The organism is Blautia sp. NSJ-175 (assembly GCF_022867815.1).
GTDB lineage: Bacteria > Bacillota > Clostridia > Lachnospirales > Lachnospiraceae > Blautia > Blautia celeris.
On the sequence record NZ_JALIFQ010000030.1, the window covers coordinates 30,331 to 55,179 of the forward strand.

The 24,849-nt window shown below is 45.2% G+C and carries 28 protein-coding genes; all 28 read left to right on the forward strand.

The genetic code is table 11. The features are described from left to right. Positions 1 to 126 precede the first annotated feature (126 nt). The 28 genes from MUB35_RS27510 (at position 127) to MUB35_RS27635 (ending at position 24,835) form a co-directional block, all read left to right on the forward strand. Positions 127 to 501, forward strand: coding sequence for a hypothetical protein (locus tag MUB35_RS27510; protein ID WP_244807182.1), 375 nt, complete (start codon positions 127 to 129; stop codon positions 499 to 501). Further along, on the forward strand, positions 431 to 1,831 hold the full coding sequence (locus tag MUB35_RS27515) for a PBSX family phage terminase large subunit (RefSeq protein WP_244807183.1): 1,401 nt from the start codon (positions 431 to 433) through the stop codon (positions 1,829 to 1,831). Before MUB35_RS27510 ends, MUB35_RS27515 begins: the two co-directional genes overlap by 71 nt. Continuing rightward, entirely contained in the window at positions 1,832 to 3,292 is a 1,461-nt protein-coding gene (locus tag MUB35_RS27520; protein ID WP_244807184.1) for a phage portal protein, read from the forward strand. Between the two features lie 12 nt (positions 3,293 to 3,304). Then, positions 3,305 to 4,537, forward strand: coding sequence for a phage minor capsid protein (locus MUB35_RS27525; RefSeq protein WP_244807185.1), 1,233 nt, complete (start codon positions 3,305 to 3,307; stop codon positions 4,535 to 4,537). Positions 4,538 to 4,548: 11 nt separating this feature from the next. Continuing rightward, the gene (locus MUB35_RS27530; RefSeq protein ID WP_195949242.1) at positions 4,549 to 5,013 is read left to right on the forward strand and encodes a Thoeris anti-defense Tad2 family protein; all 465 of its coding nucleotides are present in this window, start codon (positions 4,549 to 4,551) and stop codon (positions 5,011 to 5,013) included. A gap of 313 nt (positions 5,014 to 5,326) precedes the next feature. Further along, complete coding sequence (locus tag MUB35_RS27535) at positions 5,327 to 6,010, forward strand: phage scaffolding protein (protein ID WP_244807186.1); 684 nt, start codon at positions 5,327 to 5,329, stop codon at positions 6,008 to 6,010. Positions 6,011 to 6,026: 16 nt separating this feature from the next. Beyond that, the gene (locus tag MUB35_RS27540) at positions 6,027 to 6,917 is read left to right on the forward strand and encodes a capsid protein (RefSeq protein ID WP_244807187.1); all 891 of its coding nucleotides are present in this window, start codon (positions 6,027 to 6,029) and stop codon (positions 6,915 to 6,917) included. Between the two features lie 58 nt (positions 6,918 to 6,975). Then, entirely contained in the window at positions 6,976 to 7,410 is a 435-nt protein-coding gene (locus MUB35_RS27545) for a hypothetical protein (protein ID WP_244807188.1), read from the forward strand. Positions 7,411 to 7,420: 10 nt separating this feature from the next. Next, positions 7,421 to 7,612: a hypothetical protein gene (locus tag MUB35_RS27550; protein ID WP_244807189.1), complete on the forward strand. Its 192-nt coding sequence runs from the start codon at positions 7,421 to 7,423 to the stop codon at positions 7,610 to 7,612. A gap of 45 nt (positions 7,613 to 7,657) precedes the next feature. After that, positions 7,658 to 8,059, forward strand: coding sequence for a hypothetical protein (locus MUB35_RS27555; RefSeq protein ID WP_215640087.1), 402 nt, complete (start codon positions 7,658 to 7,660; stop codon positions 8,057 to 8,059). After that, the gene (locus tag MUB35_RS27560; RefSeq protein WP_244807190.1) at positions 8,043 to 8,522 is read left to right on the forward strand and encodes a DUF6751 family protein; all 480 of its coding nucleotides are present in this window, start codon (positions 8,043 to 8,045) and stop codon (positions 8,520 to 8,522) included. Before MUB35_RS27555 ends, MUB35_RS27560 begins: the two co-directional genes overlap by 17 nt. After that, positions 8,522 to 8,899, forward strand: coding sequence for a hypothetical protein (locus tag MUB35_RS27565; protein ID WP_215640089.1), 378 nt, complete (start codon positions 8,522 to 8,524; stop codon positions 8,897 to 8,899). Before MUB35_RS27560 ends, MUB35_RS27565 begins: the two co-directional genes overlap by 1 nt. 8 nt (positions 8,900 to 8,907) lie before the next feature. After that, a complete protein-coding gene (locus MUB35_RS27570; protein WP_244807191.1) occupies positions 8,908 to 9,336 on the forward strand; it encodes a hypothetical protein in 429 nt (142 codons plus the stop codon). A 4-nt stretch (positions 9,337 to 9,340) separates the two neighbouring features. Further along, the gene (locus MUB35_RS27575; RefSeq protein ID WP_244807192.1) at positions 9,341 to 9,862 is read left to right on the forward strand and encodes a hypothetical protein; all 522 of its coding nucleotides are present in this window, start codon (positions 9,341 to 9,343) and stop codon (positions 9,860 to 9,862) included. Between the two features lie 19 nt (positions 9,863 to 9,881). Continuing rightward, positions 9,882 to 10,313 (forward strand): DUF6673 family protein, encoded by a 432-nt coding sequence (locus tag MUB35_RS27580; RefSeq protein WP_244807193.1) that lies wholly within the window; start codon positions 9,882 to 9,884, stop codon positions 10,311 to 10,313. Further along, positions 10,310 to 10,924: a bacteriophage Gp15 family protein gene (locus MUB35_RS27585; protein ID WP_244807194.1), complete on the forward strand. Its 615-nt coding sequence runs from the start codon at positions 10,310 to 10,312 to the stop codon at positions 10,922 to 10,924. The genes MUB35_RS27580 and MUB35_RS27585 overlap by 4 nt, the downstream gene beginning before the upstream one ends. 55 nt (positions 10,925 to 10,979) lie before the next feature. Beyond that, positions 10,980 to 11,111 (forward strand): hypothetical protein, encoded by a 132-nt coding sequence (locus MUB35_RS30565; RefSeq protein ID WP_255786336.1) that lies wholly within the window; start codon positions 10,980 to 10,982, stop codon positions 11,109 to 11,111. 45 nt (positions 11,112 to 11,156) lie between these two features. Next, the gene (locus MUB35_RS27590; protein ID WP_244807195.1) at positions 11,157 to 14,690 is read left to right on the forward strand and encodes a phage tail tape measure protein; all 3,534 of its coding nucleotides are present in this window, start codon (positions 11,157 to 11,159) and stop codon (positions 14,688 to 14,690) included. 2 nt (positions 14,691 to 14,692) lie between these two features. After that, on the forward strand, positions 14,693 to 15,406 hold the full coding sequence (locus tag MUB35_RS27595; protein ID WP_244807196.1) for a phage tail family protein: 714 nt from the start codon (positions 14,693 to 14,695) through the stop codon (positions 15,404 to 15,406). Then, on the forward strand, positions 15,407 to 18,640 hold the full coding sequence (locus tag MUB35_RS27600) for a phage tail protein (protein ID WP_244807197.1): 3,234 nt from the start codon (positions 15,407 to 15,409) through the stop codon (positions 18,638 to 18,640). An 11-nt stretch (positions 18,641 to 18,651) separates the two neighbouring features. Further along, positions 18,652 to 18,780: a hypothetical protein gene (locus tag MUB35_RS30570; protein ID WP_255786337.1), complete on the forward strand. Its 129-nt coding sequence runs from the start codon at positions 18,652 to 18,654 to the stop codon at positions 18,778 to 18,780. Continuing rightward, on the forward strand, positions 18,746 to 19,156 hold the full coding sequence (locus MUB35_RS27605) for a hypothetical protein (RefSeq protein WP_244807198.1): 411 nt from the start codon (positions 18,746 to 18,748) through the stop codon (positions 19,154 to 19,156). Before MUB35_RS30570 ends, MUB35_RS27605 begins: the two co-directional genes overlap by 35 nt. Beyond that, a complete protein-coding gene (locus MUB35_RS27610) occupies positions 19,157 to 21,475 on the forward strand; it encodes a hypothetical protein (RefSeq protein ID WP_244807199.1) in 2,319 nt (772 codons plus the stop codon). A 562-nt stretch (positions 21,476 to 22,037) separates the two neighbouring features. Continuing rightward, positions 22,038 to 23,093 carry an RNA-directed DNA polymerase gene (locus tag MUB35_RS27615; RefSeq protein ID WP_244807200.1) on the forward strand — a complete coding sequence of 352 codons (1,056 nt, stop codon included), beginning with the start codon at positions 22,038 to 22,040 and terminating at the stop codon, positions 23,091 to 23,093. After that, positions 23,087 to 23,785, forward strand: a complete 699-nt coding sequence (locus tag MUB35_RS27620) for a hypothetical protein (RefSeq protein WP_118005689.1) — start codon at positions 23,087 to 23,089, stop codon at positions 23,783 to 23,785. Before MUB35_RS27615 ends, MUB35_RS27620 begins: the two co-directional genes overlap by 7 nt. Further along, positions 23,785 to 24,228, forward strand: coding sequence for a putative ABC transporter permease (locus MUB35_RS27625; protein ID WP_118005691.1), 444 nt, complete (start codon positions 23,785 to 23,787; stop codon positions 24,226 to 24,228). The genes MUB35_RS27620 and MUB35_RS27625 overlap by 1 nt, the downstream gene beginning before the upstream one ends. Continuing rightward, positions 24,225 to 24,449, forward strand: coding sequence for a hypothetical protein (locus tag MUB35_RS27630; protein ID WP_244807201.1), 225 nt, complete (start codon positions 24,225 to 24,227; stop codon positions 24,447 to 24,449). The genes MUB35_RS27625 and MUB35_RS27630 overlap by 4 nt, the downstream gene beginning before the upstream one ends. Before the next feature lie 35 nt (positions 24,450 to 24,484). Next, a complete protein-coding gene (locus MUB35_RS27635; protein WP_117963895.1) occupies positions 24,485 to 24,835 on the forward strand; it encodes a serine/threonine protein kinase in 351 nt (116 codons plus the stop codon). Positions 24,836 to 24,849 lie beyond the last annotated feature (14 nt).

Here is a 24,849-nt window from a genome sequence, read left to right on the forward strand (position 1 = left end):
GGTTTGGTGGCAAATGAGCAGAACCTCATTCCTCTTGGGTCAGGGAAGCGAAGTGAGAAGGAAGAAAGAGAAATGCGTTCCCGTGGTGGTAAGAAGTCCGGAGAGACGAGGCGTAAGAAAACAGCCATGAAAAAGGTGGCAAATTTACTGCTCAACATGCCTGTATCTGAAGAGGCTTATCCGACAATTATCAATACATTGCAGAAGATGGGCTTTGAAGATGACATGATAACCAACCAGACAGCAATGCTTGTAAGTATGTGGAGAGAAGCTATGGATGGAAATGTCAGAGCTGCTGAGTTCATGCGAGACACCGCCGGACAGAAGCAAGAAAACATCCAGGCTCAGAAAGAGTTCGAGTATAAGAAAGAACGAGATGCAGGTATCAGCCAGGAGATTGAGGATTTGGATGATATAGAGGAAGAGATTTATGGCAAAGCAAAAGACGGTCAAGAAAGTAAAGAAAAAGGATCTGAAGCGAAAGAAAACGATAATGTTTAATTTCGGGGAAGGGCATAAGGAATATATCAGAAGGTGCCGGTTCTGTACGTTCAACATCCTGGAAGGAGCAGTACGTTCCGGAAAGACTGTTGATAATGTCTTTGCATTCGCACAGGAGCTGAAGACAACGCCGGATAAAATACATCTGGCAACCGGCTCTACGATGGGTAATGCTAAGCTGAATATCGGAGATGCTAACGGATTCGGTCTGGAATGGATTTTCAGAGGTCAGTGCCACTGGGGCAAGTACAAGGACATGGAAGCGTTGATTATCAATGGACCATATACGAACTTTAAACAGAAAGTAGTGATCTTTGCCGGGGCTTCATCATCGGACAGCTTCAAGAAGATACGTGGTAACTCTTATGGCATGTGGATTGCGACTGAGATCAATCTGCATCACGACACAGCAATCAAAGAGGCGTTCAACAGACAGCTTGCAGCTAAGAACCGTAAGATATTCTGGGACATGAACCCGGAGCATCCGAAAGCACCGATCTATGAAAACTATCTTGATGTGTACGACCAGAAAGCGAAGGACGGGACTTTGAAGGGTGGATACAACTATGCACACTTCACGATCTTTGAGAATGTGAATATCACGAAGGAACGTCTGGAAGAGATTGTCAGTCAGTATGACGAAAACAGCATCTGGTACGTCCGGGATATCCTGGGGAAGAGAAGTATTGCAGAAGGTCTGGTGTATACTCAGTTCGCTTCACTGGCGGCTATGGCTAACAATCCGATGAAGATTACGGTAGCACAGGCGCAGGAAATGATTAAGAGGAACGAGCTGCAAGGAATTACGATTGGAGTTGACTTTGGCGGCAATGGATCCGGTCATTCGTTTGTTGCATCAGCACCGACTGTTGGATATGGAAAACTGGTAGCGCTGGTGTCGGAACTGCACAAAGAAGAGCTTGATCCGGATTCTCTTGGTAAAGTCTTCCTTGCCTTTGTAAAGAAGGTTATCAAGTTGTTTGGTGGTGTAAGTAAGGTCTACTGTGATTCAGCTGAGCAGGTGCTTATCAGAGGACTCAGAACGGCTATGGCAAGAGCAGCAATGGGGGATATCAAGGTTGGCAATGCCAGAAAAGACAGGATTAACGACCGGATATTCTGCTTCACATCCCTGGTTGCACAGGGGAGATTCGCATATACAGAGCTGTGCGATACTCTGGAAGACGCACTCAGCATGGCAGTGTGGAGACCGAATACAGTTGAGCTGGAACGATTGGATGACGGCACATCTGACATAGACACTCTGGATGGCTTTGAATACAGCTATGAAAGAGATATCAGAAACTACATAAAGACACAGGCAGGGTAGGTGAATACATTGAAATTCAGCATTAAAAATTTTATCAGAAAGTGGGTGGGAAAGTTGTTTCCTAGAAACAGTATAGAGAAAGAAATGAAAGTCCAAATAGCTGTATCTGGTTCGATGGATAACGCTATACAGCTGTGGAAGGACATGTATGAGAATCATCCACCCTGGACAGGTGAAGAAGGGACTCTATGCACGAATATACCAGCAACCATTGCAGAAGAAATGGCACGGCTTGTGCTTACGGAGTTTGAACTGAGTGTAACTGGTAGTCCGATGGCGGACTTCATTAACGATCAGCTGAAGAGAGAACTGTCTGATCTGGATATCCAGGTTGAGAGGTACTGTGCCGAAGGAGGTATTGTGCTGAAACCCTACGTCTCAGTAGGCATGGACGGGCAGCCAAACAAGATAGAAATAGATTTCGTAGAAGCAGACAAGTTTTACCCGACTGCATTCACCAGCAAGGGCGAGATCATGTCTGCTATTTTCTTACAGCATAAGAGGATGGGCGAATATCTGTATACCAGGCTTGAATACCATGAGTTCTCAGGAAACAGTGTAACGATTGTCAACAAGGCTTACAGATCGGAGAAGATAGCATCGTACACTGATGACGAAGAACCGACCATCAACCAACCATTTGATGAAGAAGTATCACTCTCTGAGGTCGATGAATGGGCTGGACTCTCAGAAGAGCCGGTAACGATCAATAACATAGAAAAGCCTCTGTTTGTTTATATCAAGGTTGCCAAGAGCAACAACATAGATAGAAGCTCACCTCTGGGAGTATCCATTTACTCTAAAGCTATTGAGCTGATACATGAAGCTGACCGGATGATGGGGCAGATTGTGTGGGAATACGATGCCAAGGAAGCGGCGGTGCATGTCTCGGAAGAATATCTGAAAGCGGATAAGCGCGGCAAGCCAGTTCTCCCAGAAGGAAAGGAAAAGCTCTACCGGGCATTTGATGAAGGATCTGGTGGAAACAAACTGTTTGATGTGTACAGCCCAGATATCAGAGATACGCCGATGTTCAACGGACTCAACAAGATTCTAAAGAGGATTGAGTGGACTGTTGGATTTGCTTATGGTACGATCTCCGACCCAGATGAACTGGAGAAAACAGCAGAGGAAATCAAATCTTCCAAGCAACGATCATACAGAACCGCAAGCAGATTACAGGGCGCATGGCAGAAAGGGCTTGAGCATCTGGTAGATTCCATGATCGTGCTTATCAACCTGTACAGAATGACTCCTTATGGTTCGGTCAATGTGAACTGTTCCTGGGGAGATAGTGTGCTGGAGGATACTGACAAAGAGTATCAGCGGAGATGGGCTATGGTTGTTGCCGGGAAACTGAAGCTGGAGAAGTTCATTGCCTGGTACTTTGGATGTACAGAGGAAGAGGCTGCGGATTATATACCAGATATGCAGGAAGATGACTTTCCAGAAGAAGAGTAGGAGGTATGGAGCATGTTGACACCAGAATATCTTGCATCGTTCTCCAGTGGATATCTGGGCATGGTTGACAATCTCAATGAGCAGATAGTCCGAGACATAGCCAGGAGAATGATAAAGACGGGCAAGGTTACGGATACTGCTAAGTGGCAGATAAAACAGGCACAGGAATCCGGGAAGCTCCTGGATGATATTGTAGCAGAAGTTGGGAGATTCACTGGATACTCAGACAAGCATGTCAAAGAGCTGTTCAAAGAAGCCGGAGTAACTGGGATAAGGAATGATGCAAAACCACTGATAGACGCTGGCATAATAAACGATGCCAAGCTATCAAAGAATATGTCTGATTTGCTTCTGGCAAACGCAAAGAAGACGTCCGGGGACATCAACAACCTTACGATGACAACGGCAGTGAAGAGCCAACAGCTATATATGCAGTCATTGAATGAGGCATTGCTCAAGATCCAGAGTGGTGCTTTTTCTTATCAAGAAGCTCTTAGGTATGCAATCAGAAAAGCTGCACAAGCCGGAGGAATGGTGTTGTACGACTCCGGAGCACAGATGTCACTTGATGCGGCGTTGCGAATGGCTCTACTGACAGGACTCAACCAGACGGTTGCCACGCTTACGGAGATGTATGCGGACGATATGGGCGTTGAGTATTATGAGACAACCGCACACCCTGGGGCAAGAATTGAGCATACTTACTGGCAAGGACAGGTCTTCAAGATTCATGGAGAAGGTGACGGATACCGGAATTTCTATGATGCGACAGGCTATGGAACAGTTACCGGGCTATGTGGAGCAAACTGTAGGCACAGTTTCTATCCTTACTGGCCAGGGATATCCAAACCGGCATATACGAAAGAAATGCTGGATGATTATTCTGTAGCAAAGTACAGCTATGACGGCAATATGCTTACGGAGTATGAATGTAGCCAAATCCAGAGAAGATTTGAACGAGCTATCCGGGAGAGTAAGAGAATCCTTTGTGGATATGATTCTGCCATACAATATGCTGAGGACTCAGAAACGGAACAATACTTGAAGAGTGAGTTTCAGAAAGAGTCGGTCAAGCTGAAAAAAAGAGAGAAGAAATTGAAGAATTTCTGCTCTGATACCGGAAGATCTGTTGATACTGCACGGACACAGGTTTATGCAGTGAAAGATCAGAATGGAAACATAGTGAATTATGGACGTTCCACCAGTATGAAAGCTGTGTGGGCTAATAGAAAAGCAAAGAAGTAGGAGGAAAAGGCATGTTATTTAGAGAAGCGTTTGAACTGATGAAACAGGGAAAGAAGTTGAAACTGCCATCATGGGCTGGATATTGGTATTGGTCTAAAGATAAGCAGACAATCATCATGCACACGAAAGATGGAGTTGACATGGATATCCGTGAGACACAGATTCCAGATTATACATTTTCCAATATTGCAAGTGATGAATGGGTATTGGCAGACGATCAGAATTGTCCGGAATTAGGTGGCGAGGCTACATTTGGATTTGGTGATGCATACAAGTTTCTGGAAAGAGGGCTCAGAGTTACAAAGAAGAGCTGGCATAAAGCCGGAATGTTTCTGACGATGCAACGCCCGGACGAACACAGCAAAATGACAGCTCCGTATGTCTACATCACGATTGACGGAGATTACCGTGTGCCGTGGCATCCGAGCCAGGCAGATATGTCTGAGAAGGATTGGGTTTTGTACGAAGAAGAGTAGGAAGGAGGTGATCCTGCTATCTCCCTTCCTTGAGGGTTAGAAAGGAACGCTTTATTTGGCTTTTATGCCAGTAAGCACATATTTCTCCACATAAGCATCTACAAGCTCTCCAAAGAGCTGTCAGAAGCTCACAATGTGGTAATTACGAATTAACAGACTGTATCGAAGAGGTCTGTTTTTATTTTGCCCTGTGATATGGCATATAAACTGTCTCCTTCTCTTGCGTGCGGAGATATAAATGCACGATAGCAGTGCCGGAGTGAACCGGAATCTAAACGAAATCAGCGAAAAGAAGAAAGGAAGGTAAGTAAAAATGGCTTACGAATTTTTAAAGAAACTTTTTGGCACACAGAAAGACGGAGAAGAGCCTAAGGCTATGACCTATGCAGAGCTGGAGGCTGCGATTGATGCAGATAAGAAGATCCAGGTGGTAGATGTGAAAGCTGGGGGCTATGTCTCAAAGGAAAAACTGGATGCCAAGATCACAGAGCTGGACGGTGTAAGACAGCAGCTCACAGATGCCAATGCAGAAATCAAATCCTACAAAGAGATGGATATTGATGGCATCAAAAAGTCTGCAAAAGACTGGGAAGACAAGTACAACCATGATACCCAGGAGCTTAATGACAAGCTGGCGAAACAGGAAAGAGATCACCAGATGGACAGATATCTGGATACTGTCGGACTGAAGCCAGGGGCTATGTACCGTGATTATGTCAGAAGAGCTTTCGAGGCGAAAGAACTGAAGCTTGAAAACGGAAAGTTTATCGGTGCGGATGACGTGATGAAAGAACTGAAGGAGAGTCCGGATTACAAAGAAGCATTCGTTGTGGATACACCGGATGACGAACCGGATACACCGGATGTTCCGGATGTACCAGGAAATCCACCGGCACCGAATATGCCGTACTTCTCAACAGGAACCAATTCACAGACACAGGAACCGAAGGGCAACATGTTTAACTTCGGATTTTCTGGAGTAAGAAAAAGAGATTAACAGGAGGTAACTTAACATGGCGAAAGCAATCAATTACGCAACAGAATATCAGAGAGCACTGGAGCAGGCGTTTCCGTATGCGTTATACTTCGGAGCGCTCTATAATACTCCGAACAATGGAAGATTCAGATGGCTTAACGGAAAGACCATCGAGATTCCAAGCATTTCCGTAACAGGTCGTGTGGACTCTACAAGAGATACCATTGCCACGGCCGCAAGAAACTATGACAACAGCTGGACTCCACTGACATTGGAGAATGAAAGAAAGTGGTCTACACTGGTCCATCCGAGAGATGTACAGCAGACAAACCAGGTAACAACGATCTCGAATATCACCAGAGTGTTCAATGAAGAGCAGAAGTTCCCGGAGATGGATGCATATACCGTTTCCAAGATTTATGCAGACTGGACAGCATCTGGAGAGAAGGCTAATACAGAACCTCTTACAGAAGAGAATATTCTGACTGTCTATGACAAGATGCTGGAAGAGATGTCGGAAGGTAGAGTTCCGAAGATGGGACTGATCCTGTATGTGAATCCGGCAACGAATACTCTGATTAAGAACGCCCAGGGAATCTACAGAACACTGGACGTTGGTAAGCAGAATAAGCTGTCCAGAGCTATCAAGTCCCTGGATGAAGTTCAGATCGAGGAAGTTCCATCTGAACTGATGAAGACTCTGTACGATTTCACACAGGGCTGGAAAGTAGCTGCTTCAGCTAAACAGATCAATATGATGCTGATTAACCCTCTTGCAGTAATCACACCGGTTTCTTATGAGTTCTCTAAGCTGGACGAGCCGTCTGCTCTTTCAGAAGGCAAGTATGTTTACTACGAAGAGTCCCATGAGGATGTATTTGTTCTGGCAAACAAGAAGAAAGCTATCCAGATGTCAGTAGAGGCGTAAGAGGATCAGATATGCCCTGCCGGGTTCTTCCTGGTGGGGCGATGAAAGGAGAATAGATATGAGTTATATCGTCAAGAAGAAAAACCGTGTACTCAGAATCCCGGAAGAGAAAGCTGAAGAGTATGCGAAGATGGGCTATGAAGTGACTGACGAAGACGGAGAAGTAGTTATGAAGGCGGTAGTTACTTCTGTTGCTGAAGCCCAGGAAACGGTCAATAAGCTCCAGAAAGAGAATGAGGATCTGAAAGCAGATCTGACAAGAGCGTCTGAAACAGTAGTCAATCACGAAGAGAAAATCTCTGAGCTGGAAGCTAAGCTGACGGAGGCTACTCTGTATGCGGAGAATGCCGATAAAAAGATTGCAGATCTCCAGAAAGAGAACGAAGAGCTGAAAGCAGCAATCCAGGCACAGGCTACAATGGGATCAGCTGCACCGGCTTCCGAAGATTCCGGAAAGAAAAAGACAACCAAGACTTCAAAGCAGTCAGAGTAGGAGGTAGCCTATGTATTTAGCAACGAAAGGTGGGAGTTCCTGCCGGATTCCCAAAAGAAAGGCAGGATACTACAAAAGAATGGGCTACTCCCTGGAGAACCTGGATGAAGAAGTCGGAGCGAGCACAAGTCCTGCAAAAGAAAAGAAGACCGGTAAAAAAGAATCAGCTTCGCAAGAGGACGTAAATCCGGCAAATAACTGATTTATCTTTCGATAGCTTACCATTTTACCAGAAGGGAGTGTTTGGATGAACCAGGAGGCTATAACGAGTCCATATGTGGACTTTACGTACTACAAGGAAGAGTATGGCGGTGTTCACATCAAAACTGAGAAAGATTTCAGGCGAGCCGAGAAGTTTGCTGAAGCTTTTGTGAATCAGATCACATTTGGACGGATACCGAAACTGCCAATGCTCACGGATTCGATTAGAGATGCAATCTGTAGTGCTGCTGATTCCATTGCGATACAGAGAGAGAAGAACGAAGCTGTTGTAAAGTCAGAATCTAACGATGGATATTCTGTCAGCTATGCAGATGCCGGAAGTTATTCGGCTGTACGCAGTGAGATGTACAGAACGGTTAGGACATACCTGGCAAACACCGGACTGCTGTATAGAGGGTGGGTGAAAGAGTATGACGACAAACAGTGATGTGACGATCTTCAATCTCAGAATCGGAGCTGATCGGAGAGAAAAGTTCTATGCAACAAGAATCTTGGGAGTTTCCTGGTACGGAAGCAAAGGACAGGTAGTGTCGGATACAGTCCGGAAGGGCACAGCACAGTGCGTGATCCGGATTCCATACACAGCAATCGTAGAAGGTGGAAAGCAATATATAAGTGAAGAAGAGTATAAGAAGCTGTCGGATGAAGATGCAGAAAGGTACTGGACTATCCAGAAGAACGCTTATATTGTGCGTGGACAGCTTGAAGTTGCTGACCAATGGGTATTCGACACGTTCAGTTTTCAGCACGGAGTTATCTTGAAGGAAGCAATAGAAGACCTTGCAAAGCTGAGACAGCATGATGAAGATTTTGTGACGATCACAGAATATGCAGACAACACGCTCAGAGGAACTGACCGGACAAAGCACTGGAGGGTAGGAGGAGCATAATGTCACTGAAGATGATTACAACACCAAGAGGCTCAATCGTTACTACCAAGAATGGAAAAGCAGAGCTGACATGGAACTCAGACTTTGCGGCAAGAAGAAATGCTCAATTTACCAAGAAGCAAATGTTCATAGACTCAGAGGTACTGAGACGATGTAGTCCGAGAGTCCCGATCAAAACAGGTATGCTGGAGAAATCTGGTAAGCTGGGAACGAGCATCGGCAGTGGCGAAGTGAATTATATAGCCAAGTATGCTGCTGTACAGTATTATGCAACGTCTGACACCAGACCGTATGATGCGAACCGTGGAGCGCATTGGTTTGAGAGAATGAAAGTGGCTGAAAAAGAAGATATTTTGCGTGGAGCGGATAAAATCTAGGAGGTCGCATGGCAACGAAAAGTATTATACAGGGCGTATCAGATTATTTTCTGAACTGCCCGTTACTGAAAGATGGTGTATTCCGGGTAGATGCCCTGGGAACAGAGCCGGTGGAATATACCATAGAAACGGGGATATCTGACCCGATTATTGAAAGATATGTGGACGGCAGTTCTGAGCGGCAGTTTCAGTTTCAGTTCGGATCCAGAGAATTTTACAGCATGGATCGGCTTCAGAATATTGACAACAGCACATTTTATGAAGAGCTTGCCGAGTGGGTGGAAGAGCAGAGCCTTATCGGTAACCTTCCGGAGCTTCCAGAAGGAATGAGTGCTGAGGAGATAGAAGTACTTTCGCCGGGACATATCTATGATGGAGCTATGAAGAATGCAAGGTATCAGATTTCCTTGCGATTATTGTATTTTAAGGAGGCATGAAACAATGGCAGAGAATACCAACAGCAAAAGAGATGTGGTGCAGAGACACCAGTTTGCGGACTTTCTGAATATTGGAACGTCTGAGAAAGCAAAGTGGGTGCTGATGGGAGTTGGATTCACAACTCTGGATGAAACATTCGGTGCAGAGAGTGAATCTGAGAAGTATGTAAGCGAAGCATCTTCGTCTTCATCTGTCGTGTCTTACACATCGGTATTTCCGTTTGAGGCACGACTTATCAAGGACCAGGATGCAGTCAACGCACTGTACCATGTCGGCAGAAACCATTTGACAGGAAGCGATGCAGAGTTTGAATACTGCCGTGTAGAACTCTGGGATCAGAAGATGAGTGCTTCTGCACCAGTTGAAAACACATTTGCGGCCAGAAAGTTCCTGGTATCCGCAGAGCTGAGCGGAGTATCCGGAGAAAAGAAACAGAGCATGAGTGGAAACCTCAATGCAATAGGAGATCCGGTTGACGGATATTTCAACACAAAGACACAGACATTTGAAGAAGCTACGGCTTAGAATTTGGAGGTAAAGTAATATGAGCATGTTAAAGATTCGTGGACAGGAATTAGAATTAGATCTGTTCGATGCAGACACGATGGAAGTATACGAGAAGTCTCTTGACAAGGTAGTGGAAAGATCAAAGGAAGCTAAGAAACATACGGAGTTGTCAAATGCAGAAGGCATCCGGGAAACGTGCGGAATCGTGAAAGACTTCTTCGATGAAATATTTGGAGAAGGAACATCCGAAAAGCTGTTCAAGGGCAAGGATAATCTGTTGGTTTGCATGGATGCATTTGGAATTGTTTCTTCTGAGGCTAACAAGATGAAAGGCCAGGCTACTGCACTCACTAACAAGTACAATATGAACCGGGCCCAGAGAAGACAGGACGATAAGAAAAATAAGCATGGCAAGAACAGAGCAACAGTGACACAGATCGGCAATGCGGATGGTCGTGATAATTCATGAACCACGACTGCAACATGCTTATAGACTATCTTCCGGAAACAGTAGAAATTGAAGGTGTGGAGTATGAGATAGAATCAAATTTCCGCACCTTTATTTTGTTTGAAATGCTGATGCAGGATTCGGAGCTTTCGGATTCGGAAAAAGCAATGCAAGGACTGAAACTGGCTTATCCAGTTATTCCGGATAATCTGGAAGCGGCGGTAGATGAACTGCTGTGGTTCTACGCCTGTGGCAAGAGGTGGAGAGAGAAGAGAGCTGGTTCAGTAGAAGGAGCTTCAGAAGTTCAGAGGATCTATTCTTTTGAGCATGATGATGACTATATCTACTCAGCATTTCTGACTCAGTATCACATTGATCTGCAGGATATTAAGTATCTGCATTGGTGGAAGTTCAAGGCCTTGCTGAGAACACTATCCTCTGACTTGGAGTTCTGTAAAATTATGGAATACCGGAGTGTGGATATCAATGCGAATATGACAAAAGAGCAGAGAGATTTCTACCGCAAGAAGAAAGAGCTGTATGCTCTTCCGTTACCTGCTGACGAGGAAGAAAAAGTAGATGCAATAGCAGAAGCCCTTATGAATGGTGGGGACCTTACGGGACTGCTGTAGGAGGTGACTGGCTATTGAAGATGTAAAGAAGAAAATGATACGGGTGGAGTGCCCGTTGTGTAAATATAAAATGCCGCTGTTTTTTGAAGAGACAGCGGAGTGTTCGGGTGTGATGGTATCCTGCAAAGGAAGAAACTGCCATGCTCGTTTTGAATTAAAGATTAAAGACGGAAAACAGATCAAGTAGTGCCATTACGAGCCGATGATTGAGCCGAAGAATTGAGGTGAGAGCATGGGCTATGATGGTACGCTGAAGTTTGATACCAGCATAGATAGTTCCGGATTCCAAGCCGGACTGAGTAAATTATCTGGACTTGCAAGTAGCGCAATCAAAGCTACTACAGCAGTCATCGGAGGTGCTGCATCAGCAGTTGCTGGTATTGGTGCGGCTGCAATCAAGGTCGGTTCTGACTTTGAAGCTGGAATGAGTAAGGTTCAATCCATCTCTGGGGCTTCTGCTACAGAAATTCAGCAACTAGCAGAAAAAGCAAAAGAGATGGGAGCCAAGACGAAGTTCTCAGCTACCGAAAGTGCTGAAGCGTTCCAGTATATGGCAATGGCTGGCTGGAAGACCGGAGATATGCTGAACAGTATCGAAGGTATCATGAACCTGGCTGCGGCATCTGGAGAAGACCTGGCATCTACCAGTGATATTGTCACCGATGCTATGACCGCCTTTGGATTGGCGGCTGACGGAACAACAACGATCATCAAGGACGGATACACGAAAGAGGTGTCCAACGCCACACACTTTGCAGACGTACTTGCAAAGGCAGCATCCAATTCCAACACGAACGTAGGAATGATGGGTGAGACGTTTAAGTATGTGGCACCTGTGGCTGGGGCTTTGGGATTCAGTGTTGAAGACTGTGCTACAGCAATCGGCTTGATGGCAAACTCCGGTATCAAAGCAAGCCAGGCTGGTACGTCTCTGAGGTCTATCTTTAGCCGAATGGCTAAGCCGACCGATGAAGTAAAGGCAGCTATGGATCAGCTTGGAGTATCTCTGACGAACAGTGATGGCTCCATGAAGTCTCTGAAAGAGGTTATGAAAGACCTTCGTTCCGGTTTTGCCGGACTGACAGAGGCGCAGAAAGCACAAATGGCATCAGCTCTTGGTGGACAAGAAGCCATGAGTGGATTGCTTGCCATTGTAAATGCATCAGATGAAGATTACCAGAAGCTGGAGGATTCTATCTACGATGCGGACGGTGCAGCTAAAGAAATGGCTGACACCATGAACGATAACCTGCAGGGAGCTATCACGCTCTGCAAGAGTGCATTAGAGTCTGTAGGTATCGCCCTGTATGAAGAAGTACAGGAACCAATGAAAGAGACGGTCAAAGCCATAACTAGCATGGTTGAGGATATGAACGAAGCCATGGCTGAAAAGGGATTTGACGGTCTGATTGAAGCGTTCGGAAATTCTATCGCTGAGTTGGCAAAGATGGCTGTAGATGCCGCACCGACACTGATCGGAGTAGCGGAAGATCTGGTAGGCACATTTATAAATGCCATCATGGAGCATCAGGAAGAATTTGCCGAAGCAGGAGCAACTTTAGTTGCTGAACTTGTAAAAGCAATCATGAATGTAGCTGGTGACATGTGGTCTGCCGGCATTTATTTATTTACGGAATTTCTACAGGCTCTGAGTGACCACTCTGAGGAAATCGGTCAGTCATTTGGAGAAATGCTTGGCAAAATTGGCGAGGCGGCGCAGGAAAATACACCGCTTATCATCCAGGCTGCAAAAGATTTCGTAGCTGGATTTTGTGAAGGACTGAGCGAAGAGTTTCCTGGCGTGTCTTCACTGATCGAAGGATTCCTTAACGGATTCATAGATTCGGCAAGCACTATAATCCAGGGAATTGTAGATGTGGTTTCTGACCTGTTCAGCGTGATTGACGGAGCTGATCCTGGAGCACTGGAGGCTGTTGGCTATGCAATCGGTGTGATTGCTGGCTCTATCGCAGCTTTAAACGTTGCTCAAAGTGTTATTCAGCCTTTAAGCACACTATTCTCCATACTGAAGACATTAAAGGGTGGAATTAGCGGAATTTCCGGAGTCATCGGAAAAGTCGTAGAAGGATTCGCACTCTGGAGTGGTGGAGCCGGTTCGCTCATGGAAGTCCTGGAGCTGGAGTTTCCTAAGATTGCTGGTATCTTCAGTTCTATTGGTGGAGCGGTACAGAAAGTAATCGGATTCTTTGCAGAGTTCGGTTCTACCATAGCCGGAATTGGTTCTATTATTGCCGGAGCGATTCTTGCAGTTACCAATTTCGTAGATATGTTCGTGAACGGCTTCAGTGCTGTAAAAGAAGCTCTTATGGTGGTCGGCATTGCGCTGGCGGCCGTTGGAGCGGTTATCCTGGGTGCACCTGCATTGGTGGCTGCTGCGATTGCCGGAATTGTAGCTGCGGTTGCAACGGCGGTTGTGGTCATCAAGGAACACTGGGATCAGATTGTAGAATTTTTCCAGAGCATACCGGATAAGCTAAGCGAACTTGGTTCGGCTATCGCTGAATGGGGCTCTGGTGTCCTGGATAACACAGGGGAATTTATTGACTCTGTGATTGAGTGGTTCTGCGAATTGCCAGGAAAAATCATAGATGCGATTAGCTCACTGGCAGAGAGTTTTGCTGAGTGGGGAGCTTCAATGCTGGAAACGGCATCGGAAGTTGTAACACAGATTATTGATTCAATCGTACAGTTTTTCTCCGAATTGCCTTATAAAATCGGGTATGCGATTGGATTTGTGATCGGTACGCTGATTGAATGGGGAGCAAATGTGATCAACTGGATCGCAACGAATGTTCCTCAGATGATTGACAATATCACCACGTTTTTCTCTGAATTGCCAGGAAAAATATGGGATTGGCTGGTAAATACCTACAACAAATTTGTTGAGTGGGGAAGCCAGATGCTCCAGAAAGCCGGAGAGGTGGCAAGCAACTGCATAGACAGTATTGTTACATTCTTCTCTGAGCTACCTGGCAAAATTTGGAACTGGCTGACGGACGCATTCAATAGATTTGTGACCTGGGGCTCTAATACCCTACAGAAAGCAAGAGAAGTTGGAGCTAATACGATAGACACAATCGTTAATTTCTTCTCACAGTTACCGGGAAAAATCTGGACGTGGTTGAGTAACACCATCCAGAAAGTGATCCAGTGGGGCTCCGACATGGTGGCGAGAGGAAGACAAGCAGCATCTGATCTGTGTAGTGCTGTTATAAATGGAGTGGCTTCCTTACCTTCACAGATGGCAAGCGTAGGCTACAACATCGTAATGGGTGTATGGAACGGAATTTGTAATGCCGCCGGTTGGTTCAGAAGACAGGTGTCATCGTTCTTCTCTGGAATCGTTGATGGTGTGAAGAGCGCACTGGGTATTCATTCTCCGTCAAAAGTATTTGCTGATGAAATCGGTAAGTGGATTCCACCTGGTATCGGAGTAGGTATTGAAGCTGAAATGCCAGATCTGTATAAGCAGATGGACGATGAAATGTCAGCTCTTGGAAAGCGGATGCAGACTGCTGTTAATGTGGAAACTGGAAAGATTGCGGTGGATAAAAAAGTCAGCACAGCATACAAAGTGGAAAAAGAAAAACAAGAAGTTTTTGAAAGCGGAGACACAACGGTAGAGATCAACGGAGAGACACATGTGCATGTAGACCTGGATAGCCGGGAAATTGGAGAAGCTACGACACCGATTGTGGATGAAAACATGGCAAGAATTGATACACACAAGAAGAGAGGAGGCTAATCATGTCGGGAGTGGGAATCACGTTTGATGAAACGCATTCGTTCCGGGACTGGGGCTTAAAGCTCAAGAAGATAGAAATCGGAATACCGAAAGCAAAAACTGAATATGTGAGCGTACCGGGCATGAATGGCGATCTCGACCTTACGGAAGCTCAGAACGGCGGTATCAAGTATGAAATGCGTGAATTGAAATTCACATTTGGAGTAAGGAACTGTAGTTATGAAAAATGGAGCGGTCTGATTAGCCAGATTGCTTCTGACATCCAGGGAGTAGAAAAGAGGATTATCCTGGATACGGATAAGGGATTCTATTATGTCGGAAGATGTGAGGTTGATACCAGCAAGTCAAATGATGTTACAGCTGAGATAGCGGTCACATGCACATGCGAGCCATATAAGATAAGCGTTGCATCGTCAGACGAACCGTGGAAGTGGGATACATTCAACTTCCTCAATGGAGTGATCCGGAATACGTCAGACATCACGATCAATGCTTCATCCAGCTGGCAGAAAGTCACTTTGGACGGCTGGGTTCACAATGAAACGCTCAGAATTGTATCAAATGCAGAAATGAAAGTGAGATACCGTAACTCGATATACTCAATATCTGTTGGTGAAAATATCATGTACGACCTAATTCTGTATAAGGGGTCGAATGACCTATATTTCCAGGGGAAAGGCAAAGTTACGCTGATTCACAGAGGAGGGATGCTGTAGATGTATACGATTAAAGCCTATGTGGACGGCACGGAATACACGCTGCATGATTCCAGGGTAAAGGCACTGACGGTTGGAGGGAAGCCATACTTTGAAGTGGGTGATAACATCAACGGTTCTGCATCTTTCAGCGTATACTCGAATCATCCGTATTACGATAAGGTTAAGAAGTTGACAACGGATATTATTTTTTACCGGGATGATGAGCCGGAGTTTTACGGAAGAGTGCTTTATGACGATGAAAACTTTTCCGGAACAAAGAAAGTGTTCGTAGAGGGGGAACTTGCCTTTTTATGTGACAGCATCCAGAGACCGAAGGTATACCACAACATCTCAGTGAAAGCATACGTGCAGGATCTGATAGATATTCACAATTCACAGGTAGAGGAAAGAAAACAGTTTACTGTCGGACGGGTTACTGTTAAGGATTCCAATGATTCGCTGTATCGATATTCCAATTACGAAGACACCAGGACAGCTTTTAAAGAGAAACTGATAAGCAGACTTGGAGGACATCTGGTTATCCGGCATGTAGATGGTCTAAGAGTCTTGGACTACTTAGCAGACGAAGATTATTACACAAAGAATACTCAGGGCATCCGTTTTGGAAAGAATCTGTTGGACTTCTCGAAGAACATGGATGCATCTGATTTGGTCACATGCGTAATTCCGCTGGGAGCGAAGCTGGACGAAGAAGACCAGGATCCGTCATTGGAAGCCATCTCAGATCAGCGAATAACAATCGCAAGCATCAATGGAGGCGTTGACTATGTAACAGATGATAATGCTGTAAGAGAATATGGAAAGATTTATAAGACAGTTACGTGGGATGATGTATCTCTTCCGGAAAATCTGTTGAAGAAAGGCGAAGAATATCTGAAGTCTGCTCAGTTTGAGAAGATGATTTTGGAATTGAAAGCAGTAGATCTGAATCTGAAAGATGATTCCTTCCAAAGATTTGAGGTAGGAAACAAGATTCAATGTACGTCAACGCCGAACGGTCTGGATAAAGAGTTTCCTCTGACGAAAAAGAAGACCTATATTACCAGCTTCAAAGATAATACGGTAACGCTTGGAGATGAAACAAGCTCTGTTTCCTACACATCGTCAAACCGCCAGAATACGGCTGAAATGGAAGAGACGATAAAATCCTTGCCGAGTAAGTCAGAAATCTTGCAGGAGGCTCTCAGAAGCGCACAAGACCTCATAAACAAACAGGTAGCCAGTGGATACGCAATACACACACCGAATGAGTTTGTTGTTGCTGATGATACAGAGTATAAGGAGAAAGCTAAGAACCTGTGGAGATGGGGGCTTGGTGGTCTGGCACATTACAGCCAGGGTTATGACGGACCAATAGACGGAGTAGCACTTACCATGGACGGGAAGATCAATGGTGAAATGCTTCTGGTAAATTCCGTCAAGACAGAATCGCTGGATGCCGGATACCGGACATCGGTAGAAACGAAGATAACAGAGAGTGAGACAGCGGCGAAGAATCATGCTGATAAAAAAGTCAGAGTAGCCAGAGAGGAGATTGAGAATTCCATTTCCAACCTGGAGAATAAGATTTCGCTATCTGTACGAAGTGTAAAGGAAACGGTTGCCCGGAAGAACTATATAGTTGGTGGTGAGCAAGAGACACTTGATAAAAGCAAGTTCACTGCATCCGGCATAACTGGTAGTTGCACGATTGAGCAAGCGGAGTTCCTAAATATGAATGCGATCAAGCTGACGTTCTCTGCAAATGGTTCTGTAACATTGTCGCAGAGCCTGGGAAGCTTGGAAGCTGGCAATTATAAGATTGCTGTTGAGGCTGCATATCCGGAAGGCTCAAAGTACCGCCCGTCTTATGTACGGTACGGATTCTCGGAGAACCAGTCTACAGAATATTTCAGTGGATATAGTGCGGATGAATTTCACACCTACAGTAAGCAAGTGAAGATTACCAAAGCGGCTAAGTCTGTAGCAATCACGGTTTACGGATATACCGGTTCAGTGGTGTATCTCACGAACATCCGATGTCTGAGAGACATGCAGGAACTACTGGATGATCTGAATGCCAGGATAGATGTAGAAGTTGGCAAAGTGTCGGCTTCGGTGTCAGATCTCTATGAAAATTCGCTGCATAACTATTGTAGCAATGGAAAGTTCTCAAATAACGATGATAAGTTTACTGGCTGGAAAAGAAGCGATACAACGCAGATAACACAGACGACTTTTGACAGTAAGAGTTGCGCAAAGATAGAAAATACCGCTTCGACATATAATATTTCGTGGTATCAAAAACCATGGGAGAAGCGAGGAGATATCACAGTTAGATTCAAAGCTGCGTGCGATACTGAAGATTCAGCTACTGCCAGAATACGGCTAAGCATAGATGGAAAGTCATTTTATACCAAAGCAGGTGAGTTGAGTGACGAGTGGACGCAATTTGAGTTCACTTCATATGCAACGCCATCGTATTTCAACACGTATTTTTACAATTATGTAGCAAATACCACGGTGTATATTACGGACGTGGAAATCCTGGGATATATGTCTGCATACTCAGAATCGCAGTTGACGATTTTGAAAGATTCTATTGAGTCAGAGGTGAAGAGGGCAACATCACAAGAAGGGACATTATCTTCTTCCATCAAGCAAAATGCTGAGAGTATCACTTCAAAAGTGAGCAAGGGTGAAATGGGCTCTTACATCACGCAGTATTACAACAACGTGATTATAGCTTTTAACAAAAACTCAAAATACGTGCAGATAAACCCAGGAGAGATCGCTATTTACAATTACGGAGTAGAGAACTCTAAGAAACGTGCTGTATTCGATGAAACGGGTAATCACTTTTACAGAGATGGATATTATGTCGGAGCGATTGGCACAAACCAGTGGTCAGGGAACAATGCTCATAAGGGATTAGTGTTTGATTTGGAACCGCAAGGAAAGTATATGGCATTTGCTCAAAAAGCAAGTTCCTCAGCAACTTCCTACACTACTATGTTGTGTTTTAGCCGAGCAAACAGTATTTACGATGAATACGGAGTGAATCTGGGGTGCAATTTGATTGGAAACTGGTATACGTTAAAAAATTTCAAAATTGGAAGCATATCGGCAGGAGGATATACGGCTTTTAGCGGAGCGATACCGATTGTGTGCGAGATAACAAACAATGGTAATAGTTGGACGTATTCTCATTTGAGAGTATACAACGGAATTATTGTCGGTTACTGGAATTAGGAGGTGAGAGCATGGAACTTATATTTCCGAAAGGCGAAGAACCTAAAAAAGCAGCAAAAAACAGTGTAGCTATAGGAACTATCAAAAGAGAGCAGGAGGTAGAAGATGGAAGAGAGAAAGAAACCAACCAGACCGTTTAGCGTGATTTATGCAGATGCAAAACAAGCTCTGACAAGGCAGGTTGGAAATACGATGGCGGCTTACGGGCTGCCTATTTTTATGGCAGAGGGAATTTTGAGTGGAATCCTGGCTGAGATCCGAACCAATGCCGGAAATGAGCTGGCAGACGATACTGCAAGGTACGAGGAAGAACTGAAGGAGTATTACGAAGCCCAGATCAAAGAAAAAGAGGAGACTTTTGAGAAAGAGAAAGCAGAACTGATCCGGACGTTCGAGGAGCCAGCTGTTCTGGAGGAAACAGAAGAACCGGAAATGACAGGAACAGAAGAGGCTCCATCTGAAGCCCCGGTGATTATTGAAACGAAGGAGATTGTCGAGGAAACGGAGGTGGACTAAATGGCAGATATTTCCCAGGAGATAGATCAGCTCAGAAATGCGGTCTATGGTGAAGAAGTAAGAGGTGCTTTTATCTCCTGCATGCAGAAAATCCATGAGGAGAACGAAAGCTACAATAGTATCAAAGAAAGTGTAGATGCTTCGGCGGCGGCAGTAAAGAAACAGGTCGATACGATTGATGCAAAATCTGTGGAAGTCCAGAAAGCGTTGCAGGATCTGGCTACTTCCATTTCCGATGGCAAGAAACAGCAGACAGCACTTGAAGATGCTACCAAGAATGGAAAAACACAGCAGACAGCCACAGAGAAAGCTACAGGGGATTCTAAAATTCAGCAAGCCGCTACCGAAAAAGCTACGTCAAATAGTAAAACTCAGCAGGCGGCATTACAGAAGGTAGTAGATTCTGCAAAACAGATTGACTCAGCGATCCAGCAATCTATAACGGCAGCGAATACAGCAGCCAACAATGCATCAGCAGCTACGAAATCTGCAACAGAAGCAACGTCTTTAGCAAATCAGTCGGCAGAAGCGGCTAAGACTGCGACAACAAATGCAAATGATGCTATAGAGAAAACAAATGCGGCAGTAAAAAATGCATCGGATGCTACAGAACAGGCTGCGCAGGCGACATCAGCAGCAAATACGGCGACTGAAAATGCAAATCAGGCAACAGTAGCCGCCAAAGCAGCAACGCAGGAAGCACTGACGCAGGCGGAAGAGGCGAAACAGGCGGCGGCATCCGTAAGGGATGATTGCTATCCAATGATGTTCCGTAATTACGATGGAAGAACGTATTCTGTGTTTTTTGAGGATGCAGATGAAACAATGGTCTGCACTGGCACAAAGGAAGACGACAATGCAGATGTTGCAACACCGGTTCCGTCCACAAATGCTGTAAGAAATGAGAATCCGTATGATGATATCCCGTTGTTTAAGCCGATTGAGTGCAATGGTTATGCCGATGAAGACGGAGAGCTTCATATTACGGCAGTCAAAGGAGAACCGGAGTTCCGGTCAGACGGAACAAAGGGAGATGTATGTATTGCCCTCAAAACCGGGTATATCCGGACGATTATTGATACGGTGGGAATTATGGGACCACTTGGAAAGAAAGGAACAAAAATCTCGGTTACGGATTCGTGGAGAGAATCTGAGTATCCGGGATTTCCTTTTATCCCGTACACGGCAGCGATTAGACCAGATGGATCGGTAAGACCATATGTGTTGATCCCGAAGCACCAGGCTGTCAATTTTAACGGTTCGTATTATTCGCTTCCTGGATTCGCCCCGGCATACAATGTGTCACATAATGGACAGATTGCAACCTTCCGGAAGCGTGGTGACCAGTATTGCGGAGAGACTTGCTCAGATGCAGAAATCTGGGAAACACTGTTCATGATTGTGTTCGCAAATATGAACTCACAGGCTGTCATGGTAGGATGTACAGGATTTTCCGATCAGTATATGGCGGCAGTTGCAGAAGAGAATGTTGAAAGAATCATCTTGACCAAAAAACAGGCGGAATATTTTCCAATCGGATGTTGTGTATCCATCGGAGAGATGGGAAGCAGTACGAATAAAGACCGAGGTCAGTCTCATATGCATAATCTAGCAAATCGTGTCAAAGTAACGAAGATTGAGCCGCTGGATGATGATTCCGGAAATTACGCATTATATGTTGATAATGGAGGAGTGACGTTTAACACGTCTGCAACTACATGTATTTCGACTATGCCGTGGCATACCGGTTCAACGGATAAGGTCAAGGGAACTTGCGGATCGCCATACAGCAATACGAATGGAAAAGAGCCGTTCAAGTTCCTTGGTATCGAGTTTGCACTTGGACAGTATGTGGTGCGTTCTGACGTGATACTGAACGGTGTTTATGATGCAGAGGCAGACACGTACCAGCAGGAAATTTACACCTGCTACGATTGCAAGTATTTTGCTACCGCAATCAATGAGCATTACAAGAAACTGGGGTATGTGATTCCGGATTCCGGAAATGCATGGAAGTATATCAAAAACCTTGGTTTTGATGTCAACTTCCCACACATTAGGATGGCTTCGGAGTACGGTGGAGACAGTAATAAGCGATTTGGGGATGCGGTACATACAGGAACTCGTGCCAACGGCACAAGGGAGTTCCTGTCGCTCGGCTCCCTGGGGTCCTGGTCGTTTGCCGGGGTGCGGGTTGCCTATCTGGGCGGTTGGCTCGGTGGCGGCCTCTGGTCCTTCTCGGCTCGTCCTTCTCTCACTGGAAGACGAGGATCAGTCGTAGACTGGGCATCGTCTATGGGGGTGAATTTGGCGGCGTAGCCCCAAAGAGGGGATCGCCCCTTATAATTTTTTGTAACTAATAAATGTATGATATAGGGATTTACGGTATCCGGGGAGTTCCTGTCGCTCGGCAACCTGAGGAACAGGTCGAATGCCGGGTTGCGGATTGCCAATCTGAACAATTGGCTCGGTAACGGCAACTGGAACATCTCGGCTCGTCACTCTGAATAATTATTCGAGGTATGCCGTACTTCGCCGGACAGCATCTGAAACTGATCCGGCATGCTGAAAAGCATCCTGCACGTGTGCAAAATTGTCGAACCAGCACCGGGTAACCGGACTTCGTAACACAGTGGGTACGGAGTGGGCTTAGTAGTAAAACCGAAAGGTCTTGAGATTCAGAAGGAGTATTCAGAAATTTACATAGATGAAGACGTATTGTAAGAATGTAGATATCGAAGATATTTCGATGATGGAGCTGGCGATACGGAATTGCTTTAAGGGAAAGTGGAAACGCCGGGATATACGGAATCTGCTTTCCCGACATTGCGAGTATACGCCTGGGAAGATTCTAAAGCTCTTGAAAACTGGAAATAAGCATATGCTTGATGGAGCAGTGCACAATCTGGCACTGGAATTAAATAACAGATTGATGAATAGAGAATTGAGTTTGCCGCCGACCGTATCAAGGACAGTCATTGAAGGGGCAAAGCAGAAAGAAAGGAACTTAGAGATAGAATCGTATGAGCACCAGATATTTGACCATCTGGCAGACCTTGGGCTGCAGGAACTGTTTGAGAAGAAATTCGGAACATGGCAGTGTGCATCCATCAAAGGCAGAGGTCAGCTCTATACGAAGAAAGGAATTGAGAAGTGGATTCGGACAGATCCACAGGGGACGAAAGTGGCGATTCAGTGTGATGTCCGGAAATGCTATCAGAATATAGACATTGATGTGCTGATAGCAATGTTGGAAAGGGATATTCACAAGAATAAGCCGTTGTTGTGGTTGACAAGAAAACTGTTGCTGATAATGAAAGAGAAAGACAAAGGATTGTTTGTCGGTTCAGTTATCTCGAAAGACCTGGCAAATTATTATATGAGTTATCTGTATCATTATGCAGAAAGCAAATTGACCGTTACCAGAAGGTCACGCAGAAATGGTCCGGTCAAGGTCCGATTGTTGAGCCACCAGGCAATGTACATGGATGATGTGTTTCTGAGTGGCTCTAATCGGAAATATCTTATGATGGCATTCCGGAAAATACAGCAGTGCCTGGAAGAAAAACTGCATCTGGAATTTAAGGAATCGTGGAGGTTCTATTATGTCGAATATGAGGACAAGTATGGAGTGAGCCACGGTTGCCCGGCGGATCTGGCAGGATATGTGTACAAGAGAACCTGCACAGTGCTGAGAGATCATATCTTTTTAAAGGGCAGGAGAGCTTTTAAGAAAGTCAAAACCTACTTGATGAAAGGATATGAGGTAACCCAGAGGATGGCACAGAGAGCAGTATCTTATTACGGTTGGTTTAAGAACAGCAACCTGCATCAGTTTATGGAGAAATATGGAATTGAAGAATTACAGAAATATTGCAAAAGAAGACTGAGCTATCTCAGTAAAAGAAACAGAGCAAAGGAGGCATTGGCATGTTGACAGTAATATGCAGCACAGAACAAATTGAAAGCATGGAATATTACCTGCGAAGCTCCGGTGTAGCAGACGTATTTTTGCGAAAGAACATTCAGAAGCAGGATGCGGAAGATGTTGGAGAGAACAAGGGAATCCAGTATACAGCAGATGAAGTGTATTTTGCAGTGACCGGCGAGAAAGCATCGAAGGAATCTATTGAGGAAGATTTCGACTACTGGTACAGCAAAGGCGAAGGGATTACACAGGGAGAGCTGGCAGATAGATACAGTCTGGAGGAACTGCGTATGCAGGCTTACAGCAATGCGAGTGAGGCATGTGAGAAGACAATATATGCCGGGATTGATGTTGAAATCTCAACCGGCACAGAGCATTTCAGCTTGACCGAAAAAGACCAGATCAACTTATTCGGAAAGAAAATGCAGCTCTTAGCCGGTATGGAGAAGTTAGAGTATCACGAAGACGGACAGCCATGTAAATATTTCACTGCGGCAGATATGCAGAATATCGTTGACCGGGCAATGTTTTTCGTGTCCTATAATACGACATACTGTAATGCCATGAATATGTGGATCAAGTCGGCAGAGAAAGCAAGTGATCTGGAGCAGATCCAGTGGGGTGCAGAAATTCCGGAAGAGTTCCAGAATGAAGTACTGAAAGACTACATGAAGATTCTGGCATCCGGAGGTATCTCGTAATGAAAAACATAATCAAGTATCCAATGCTCTTTCTTTTTGGAGGGAGCATTTATTATTTGCTGGAGATCATCTTCCGGGGTTATTCATTCCCGGCAATGGTGGTCTGCGGAGGTCTGTGTTTCATTATCTGCGGTACAATCAATGAGAAGAACCGATGTATGCCACTGGTTCTGCAACAGTTGATTGCGGCGGCAGGAATCACAGCAATAGAATTTCTGTTCGGATTGATTCTGAACGTGTGGCTCGGACTGCATATGTGGGATTACAGCAATATGCCGGGAAACATTCTTGGTCAGATATGCCCTCAGTTCACAGTGCTGTGGTTCTTTTTGTCAGCACTTGGAATCTTCTTGGACGATTATATCCGGTGGGTGTTTTTTGGAGAGGAGAAGCCGCATTATCATTTGTTCCGGAAAAAGGAAGAGAGAAGAGAAAGAGAATGACAAAGCTACAGATTATTTCAAAGCTCTGGTCGGCAATCTATGACCTGGTATTTCTGGTCAAGGGAACACCGACAAAGAGCCTGGAAGAAATAGAGGCAGATCTTGACATTGTTGAGTATGCGTGCCGGAAGTATGTAGACTGTGACGATGATGAGATAACATTCAAGAGCGAAGGAGGTACAGCCTATGCAGATCCGAGCACAGCCACGGAAGCAGATTAGTTCTGAAAATCCGAAATAACAGGGAGGAGATACCAATGGAATTATTGATAGCTGCCGGTATCCCGTCCGCAATCGTGGCATTCTGTTTCTGGTTGTTAGAGAAGCGAATCCAAGAACGGGCGGAAGTCGAAAAGAACGAACGGGCATGCAGGCAGAGAGAACAGGATGAGAAAGAAGAGAATCGTGAAAAGCTCCAGTACATGATGCTGAAAGCTCTGGACGGTTCTCTTTGTTTGTCAGAAGCTACAGCAAAGGCGGTGCAGAGGATTCCGGATGCGAAATGCAACGGAGATATGCACGCTGCATTAAATTATGAGCTGGAGCAGAAACATGATCTGGAGAATTTTCTGACAAGGCAGGGAGTGAACCATATCACAGGGGAATGAAATAGAAGGCTATA